This is a genomic window from Kerstersia gyiorum (assembly GCF_048595715.1).
In the GTDB taxonomy this organism is placed as follows: domain Bacteria; phylum Pseudomonadota; class Gammaproteobacteria; order Burkholderiales; family Burkholderiaceae_B; genus Kerstersia; species Kerstersia gyiorum.
The window spans coordinates 3,877,779-3,884,372 of sequence record NZ_CP169556.1 but is presented as its reverse complement, the minus strand read 5'-3'; the positions used below and the strand labels follow the sequence as shown (position 1 = coordinate 3,884,372).

Below are 6,594 nucleotides of genomic sequence, written 5' to 3'. Positions count from 1 at the left end.
TTCATTTGCGATCCAAACCTCGATTCTAGCGCGTCACGACGAAGTTATCCACAGGATGATGTGCATAGGGCAGTGGCTTTCCTTTGGATAAGGTTTGCCGCCAGTGTTTTTACCGTGCAATCCCGCCCCATGCCAGCCTTGGGCGCAAGATTCCGGCCCCTCTCGTAAATCATCGACCTGTCATTGATTTTCCCAATCCGCGGCCGCGCCGATGCGAAAAATTCAGCCCGGCGCCATGGCCAGCCAACGCCACCGCAGCGAAAAAATGCGCCAAGGCTCAATAAATGAGCAACTGCGTCCTGACGGCCTGTCCGCCTGGCCCGCCGCAACCCGTCCGCCGCCCGGGACTCAAGGCAAATCCCCTGACCCAACAGGTATCTGCGGCAGGGCAACGCATCACTCGAACAACAGCCCCCAGCCTAAAAGCCACCAACCCATTGACTCCCAACGCATTCTTTGCTGAAATAGTGGGCTTTTCCGAATTCCATTTTCCAGACTGCCGGTTTCCATGGGTGTTTTCCTTCAATCCGGCCGCTGCTCTTTTTAGGTTCCGACCATGAAACGCACCTTCCAGCCTTCCGTTACCCGCCGCAAGCGCACCCACGGCTTCCGTGTCCGCATGAAGACGCGTGCTGGCCGCGCTGTCATCAATGCACGCCGTGCGCGCGGCCGCAAGCGCCTCGCCGTCTAAGGTGACGCAAGCCGGCATGGCCGGCGCGCCTCGCGGCGCTGACTGCGCAGCGGCCCAGGCCGCGCCAGCCCGATTCGCAGCGGAGCTTTCCGCCAGCTTTCCCCCCTCAGCCAGACTGCACAGCCCTGAAGAGTTCGCTCCGGCGCTCAAGGGCAGACGGGTGGCGCGGGGGGCTTTGCTCGTCCTGACGTCGGTGGATTCATCGGCTGGCCAGGGCAGGCTCGGCCTGGTGGTACCCAAGCGCCATGCTGCCCGGGCAGTCACGCGCAATGCCATCAAGCGGGTCGTGCGCGAGGCGTTCCGACATCTGCGCCAGCAACTGCCGCCGCGGGATTTCGTGGTGCGCCTGCATAGCAAGGCGCCCGCCGTTTCGCTGAGCGAACTCAAGCGGCAGGTACGCGCAGAGGCTGACGCGCATTTCCAGCGAGCCGTCCCATGCTCAAGAAACTCCTGATTGCACCGATCAGGTTCTACCGTTTCTTCCTGAGCCCCTGGATCGGCCGGCAGTGCCGCTTCACCCCCAGTTGTTCGGCCTATGCCATCGAAGCCATCGAAACCCATGGCGCCCTCAAGGGCCTGTGGATGGCCATACGCCGCATCGGCCGCTGCAACCCATGGTCGCACGGCGGCCTGGACCCGGTTCCCCCGCGCCACGGACATGGGCACTGCTCCTGTCATGCGCCCGATCCGTCCCAGGATGCCGTCTCCCATTCATCCGGCGCAGTGCCGGATGCCGCCCCGGCACGCAATGAGCCGGCATCTTCCGCACAAAGTCCGCCATAAAGGCCTGCCCAGGCATCAAGCTACGTTAAACTGGCACGCTTTGCTGCGATTCGCACCCACCCTTTCTGCATGCGCCAATGGATATCCGACGTACCATCCTGTGGATGATTTTCCTGTTCTCGCTGCTGCTGTTATGGAATAACTGGCAGGTTCACAACGGCAAGCCTTCGCTGTTTTCGCCTTCTCAGAGCGAAACGGCGGCAGCGGCTCCTGACGCTTCGGCGCCTGCCACGCCTGCCGACGCCAGCGTCCCTGTCAGCGCACCGCCTGCCGCGCCGGCCACTGCCAGCCTGCCGGGCGCTGCTCCGGTTGCAGCAGCCACCGACAGCAAGCCTTTCACGATCGACAACGGCGTGCTGCGCCTGGACTTCGACCTGAATGGCGCGCAGATCGTGCGCGGCGCCCTGCTGAAGTTCCAGGACTCCGAAGACGAGACCCGTCCTGAAATGCTGCTGGACAACGTCCAGGGCAACTATTACGTGGTCCAGACCGGTGCAGTCGGCAGCGCCAATGGCACGCCGTTCCCCAACCACCTGACGCCGTTCTCGCTGGTCAGCCATACCCAGGCTGCCGACGGTTCGCAAATCGTGGTCTTCGAAGCCGAGTCCGGCGGTGCAGTGCTGCGCAAGACCTATACGCTGCAGCAAGGCCGCTACGACATCCACGTGCGCCATGAAGTGATCAACCGATCCGAGCAGGCGATCACGCCCTCGCTGTATCTGCAGATCACCCGCGACGGCAACAATCCGCCCAATACCTCGAGCTTCTACAGCACCTTTACCGGCCCGGCGGTCTACTCCGACGCCGAGAAGTTCCAGAAGGTGACCTTCTCCGACATCGAGAAGAGCAAGGCCAAGTACGAGCGCGAGACCAATAACGGCTGGATCGGCATGGTGCAGCACTACTTCGTCACGGCCTGGGTGCCGCCGCAAGGCACGCTGCGCAAGAACGAACTGGTGCAAATCCAGCCCAACCTGTACGCCGCCCGTACCATCGAATCGCTGGGCGCCGTGGCACCGGGCGCCTCCGCCAGCATGGATGCCCAGCTGTGGGTGGGCCCGCAGGACCAGAAAGCGCTGTCGGAAGTCGCGCCTGGCCTGGACCTCGTGGTGGACTACGGCTGGCTGACCATCATCGCCAAGCCGCTGTTCGTGCTGCTGACCTGGCTGCACAGTCTGCTGCACAACTGGGGCTGGTCCATCGTCGCGCTGACGGTGCTGATCAAGCTGCTGTTCTTCCCGCTGGCTTCGGCAAGCTACCGCTCCATGGCCCGCATGAAGAATGTGGCACCGCGCCTGCAGGCGCTCAAGCAGAAGTACGGCGACGACCGTGCCAAGCTGAACGCCGCCATGATGGAGCTGTACCGCACCGAGAAGATCAACCCGCTGGGCGGTTGCCTGCCCATGGTGGTGCAGATCCCCGTGTTCATCGCCCTCTACTGGGTACTGCTGGCCAGCGTGGAAATGCGTGATGCGCCGTGGATTCTGTGGGTGCACAACCTGGCCGCGCCGGACCCCTTCTTCATCCTGCCTGCCGTCATGATGCTCACCATGTTCGTGCAGATCAAGCTGAACCCCACGCCTCCGGACCCCATCCAGGCCAAGGTCATGATGATCATGCCGCTGGTGTTCGGCGGGATGATGTTCTTCTTCCCGGCAGGTCTGGTGCTGTACTGGTGCGTCAATAACGCCCTGTCCATTGCCCAGCAATGGGTCATCACCCGCAAGATCAACCAGGCAGCCTCCAAGGCAGCCAACAGCTGATCGAATTGAAAGGCGCCTTGCATGTCCAAGGCGTCCCTGTAGCAAAACGGGCTGGAGAATATCTCCAGCCCGTTTTTTCATTCCAGCAGCAGACCCACCAACAGCTCTGCCAGCCTGACCGATCTCGCACCAGGCATCCCAACAGCGGTCAGAGCAACGTGAACACCTGCTCTCGGGGCAAACGCGATTTCGGCAACTGCGCATTGAAATCCGCATCGCTGTGGTAACCCAGCGCGACCATGACAACGCTGCTGTAGCCCTGGGCGCGCAGGCCGAATTCCTCGTCTATGGTACGGAAATCGAATCCTTCGATCGGTGTGGCATCCACGCCCAGCGTGGCAGCGCCCAGCAGCAGGGCGCCGGTGGCCAGGTAGACTTGCTTTTCCATCCAGTGACGCTCGTCCTTCAAATCGTAGCGGTGCAGATTCACATAGGACAGGCGTGATTTACGCTGATTTTCACGCGCTTCGTCACTGGCAAAGCGGCCGTCTTCCTGCTCCTGCTTCAGGATGCCGGCAAGATGCTCTTCATCCATGCGCTCCCGGGCGCACAGAATAACGACATGGGAAGCATCGCGCACTTTGCCGGCGTTGTAGGCAAAGTTCCCTTCCAGCCGGGCCGCAATACGGTCCCGGGCTTCGTCACTGGCCGCCACCACGAAATGCCAGGGCTGGGAATTAACGGACGAAGCGTTGTAGCGCAGCAGCGTCAACAAGGCATCTACGGTTTCCGGAGACAGGCGCCGCGTGGCGTCGTAGGCCTTGGTGGCATACCGGGTGCGTACGGCATCGGCCAGGGCCTGGGCGGCTTCGGACAAGGGCACAGACGTGGAATCAGTATCAATAGAAGCAGACATCGGCAAACTCCTGGAAGGATCCGAAAGAGGGAATGGGAAATCAGCAACAACGCGCATCCATCGTAGCGGGCTGCCGGCGCCGGGGAAAGACCCGGCGGCGTTTTAACCGCTGCGGCACGGGTTATATGCCGGGCTTGCATGTGCGGCGAATTTCGCGCTGTCCCTGTTCCATGCTATGTTGATGGACTATGTGACACGGGGTGTCCCTGGCGATGACAGGGGCTGAGATGACACCCGTAGAACCTGATCCAGTTCACACTGGCGAAGGGATGTCCAGGCGCATCCGGCCCAGCGGGCCCCACGCCGTCGTCCTCTTCGCCCTTTCCGGAGGAGAGGGCCATGCCCCACCACAACAATACGGCTCCCAGCCTAGACCAGCAGATCGTCCTTGTCACGGGCGGCGCGCGCGGGCTGGGTGCAGCCATCAGCCAGGCCTTCCTGGCCGCAGGCGCCAAGGTTGTCATCAATTACCACAATAGCCGTGCGGCAGCCGAAACCCTGGCCGCCAGCGCTCCGCAGCAAGCCTTGGCGCTGCAGGCAGATGTACGCGATCCCGCAGCGGTGCGCCGACTGTTCGAGCAGGCCCAGGCGCATTTTGGCAGCAACATCACCACCGTCATCAATAACGCCTTGCCCAGCTTCAGCTTCAACGGCGACGCGCGGCCACACGCAGACCAACTTACCTGGGAACAGTTGCAGCAACAGGCCGAAGGCGCGTTGCGGGGCTCGCTGAACACTACCCAGGCCGCCTTGCCCGGCATGCGTGCGGCGCGTTTCGGCCGCATCGTGAATATCGGCACCAATCTCGTGCAGAATCCGGTGGTGCCTTACCACGACTACACCGCCGCCAAGGCGGCCTTGCTGGCCTTCACCCGCACGCTGTCGCAAGACCTGGGCCCGGACGGTATCACCGTCAATATGGTTTCCGGGGGCTTGCTGCGCACGACAGATGCCTCGTCCGCCACTCCTGAGGCCGTGTTCGACCTGATTGCCGCCAATACCCCGCTGCGCAGTGTCACTGAACCTGCCGAACTGGCGGATGCCGTGCTGTTCTTCGCATCACCCTGGGCCCGAGCCATCACCGGGCAGAACCTGGTGGTCGATGGCGGCCTGGTGAAGAACTGAGGCCGGCACGAATCATGATGCACCTGAACCTGTTCATTCTTGGCTGCGGCCACCACCGCGCAGCGTGGCGCCACCCGGCTTCGTCGGTCGAACGCATGGGCGATATCCGCTATTACGAAGAGTTGGCGCAACTGGCCGAGCGCGGCAAGCTGGATGCCGTATTCTTTGCGGATGGCCAGGCCGCCGGCAACGTGGCAGATGGCCCCTACTGGTTCCTCGAACCGCTGACCATGCTGTCTGCCATGAGCCGCGCCACGGAGCGCATCGGCCTCATCAGCACAGTTTCCAGCACCTTTTTCACGCCGTTCCATGCCGCCCGCATGGTAGCTTCGCTGGACCATATCTCCGGCGGCCGCATCGGTTGGAACGTGGTGACGTCCATGTTCGACACCGAAGCCCGCAATCACGGCTACGAAGCCATGCCGCCGCATGAATGGCGCTATGAACGCGCCGAGGAATTCGTCGATGCCGTGCTGGCCTTGTGGAATTCCTGGGATACCGACGCCCTGAAATTCGACCGCCAGGGCGATTTCGCCGATGCCGGCAAAGTCCGGCCCGTCAATCACCATGGCAAGCATTTCCTGGTCGACGGCCCGCTGACGGTGCCGCCAATGCCACAGCGCCATCCGGTCCTGTTCCAGGCTGGTGCCTCGGATCAGGGCAGGGACCTGGCGGCGCGCCGCGCCGAAGCCATCTACGCCGTCGCCTATGACCTGCCTGCGGCGCAATCGTACTACCGGGACATCAAGCGCCGCGTACGCGAGGCCGGGCGCACCGAAAACGTGCCCATCATGCCGGGCCTGGTCACCTATGTCGGCTCGACCGAAGCGGAGGCCCGTGCCAAACAGCGCGCGCTGGATGAACTGCTGCCCAGCGAAGCCTCCCTGCGCCAGCTCGAGACCTTCATCTACCAGGACTGCATGAACTGGGAACTGGACGCCCCCGTTCCTCCCCTGCCTCCGTTGGAGACCTTCCCCGGGCCCAAGGGGCGCTATGGCACCATCCTGCGCATCATCGAAAAAGAGCAGCCCACCCTGCGCCAATTGCTGGGCCGCCTGGCTGCCGGCGGCGGTCACTGCACCATGATCGGCACCCCTGAAAGCATCGCTGACGAAATGGAACACTGGTTCCGCAACGAAGGCGCCGATGGTTTCAACCTGATGCCGCCAGCGCTGCCCGCCAGCATCGAGGACTTCATCGAACATGTGGTCCCAGTGCTGCAAAAACGCGGCCTGTTCCGCACGGAATATGAAGGCAGCACCTTGCGCGATCACCTGGGGCTGGCCAAGCCGGCCTGCTGAGCCGGCGCTGCTCCCGAGCCTGGGCCAGCTGTCCGCAATCGAAAGCGGCAGCCCGTTGCAAGCACGGGCTGCCGC

The 6,594-nt window shown here is 62.9% G+C and carries 6 protein-coding genes, 1 pseudogene and 1 riboswitch; of the genes and pseudogenes, 6 read left to right on the top strand and 1 reads right to left on the bottom strand.

Annotated elements, in window-relative coordinates:
- The first annotated feature begins 556 nt into the window (after nt 1–556).
- The 4 genes and pseudogenes from rpmH (at nt 557) to yidC (ending at nt 3,237) form a co-directional block, all read left to right on the top strand.
- Complete coding sequence (gene rpmH, locus ACEW7X_RS17065; RefSeq protein WP_068373545.1) at nt 557–691, top strand: 50S ribosomal protein L34; 135 nt, start codon at nt 557–559, stop codon at nt 689–691.
- A gap of 16 nt (nt 692–707) precedes the next feature.
- Nucleotides 708–1,145 carry a ribonuclease P protein component gene (rnpA, locus tag ACEW7X_RS17060; protein ID WP_083969718.1) on the top strand — a complete coding sequence of 146 codons (438 nt, stop codon included), beginning with the start codon at nt 708–710 and terminating at the stop codon, nt 1,143–1,145.
- Nucleotides 1,127–1,366 (top strand): annotated as a pseudogene (gene yidD, locus ACEW7X_RS17055) (membrane protein insertion efficiency factor YidD); the annotation flags it as partial. The gene rnpA and the pseudogene yidD, both read left to right, overlap by 19 nt.
- A 185-nt stretch (nt 1,367–1,551) precedes the next feature.
- A complete protein-coding gene (gene yidC / locus ACEW7X_RS17050; RefSeq protein ID WP_068373540.1) occupies nt 1,552–3,237 on the top strand; it encodes a membrane protein insertase YidC in 1,686 nt (561 codons plus the stop codon).
- Nucleotides 3,238–3,385: 148 nt separating this feature from the next.
- Here the strand turns inward: yidC and nfsB are convergent, their stop codons facing one another.
- The gene (gene nfsB / locus ACEW7X_RS17045) at nt 3,386–4,093 is read right to left on the bottom strand and encodes an oxygen-insensitive NAD(P)H nitroreductase (protein ID WP_083969703.1); all 708 of its coding nucleotides are present in this window, start codon (nt 4,091–4,093) and stop codon (nt 3,386–3,388) included.
- A gap of 186 nt (nt 4,094–4,279) precedes the next feature.
- A riboswitch (TPP riboswitch) is annotated at nt 4,280–4,380 on the top strand.
- Nucleotides 4,381–4,432: 52 nt separating this feature from the next.
- On the opposite strand from nfsB, the gene ACEW7X_RS17040 reads away from it, so the two are divergent.
- Both ACEW7X_RS17040 and ACEW7X_RS17035 read left to right on the top strand, forming a co-directional pair.
- Nucleotides 4,433–5,218: a 3-oxoacyl-ACP reductase gene (locus ACEW7X_RS17040; protein ID WP_068373537.1), complete on the top strand. Its 786-nt coding sequence runs from the start codon at nt 4,433–4,435 to the stop codon at nt 5,216–5,218.
- A 14-nt stretch (nt 5,219–5,232) separates the two neighbouring features.
- Nucleotides 5,233–6,519: an LLM class flavin-dependent oxidoreductase gene (locus tag ACEW7X_RS17035; protein ID WP_068373534.1), complete on the top strand. Its 1,287-nt coding sequence runs from the start codon at nt 5,233–5,235 to the stop codon at nt 6,517–6,519.
- The last annotated feature ends 75 nt before the right edge of the window (nt 6,520–6,594 follow it).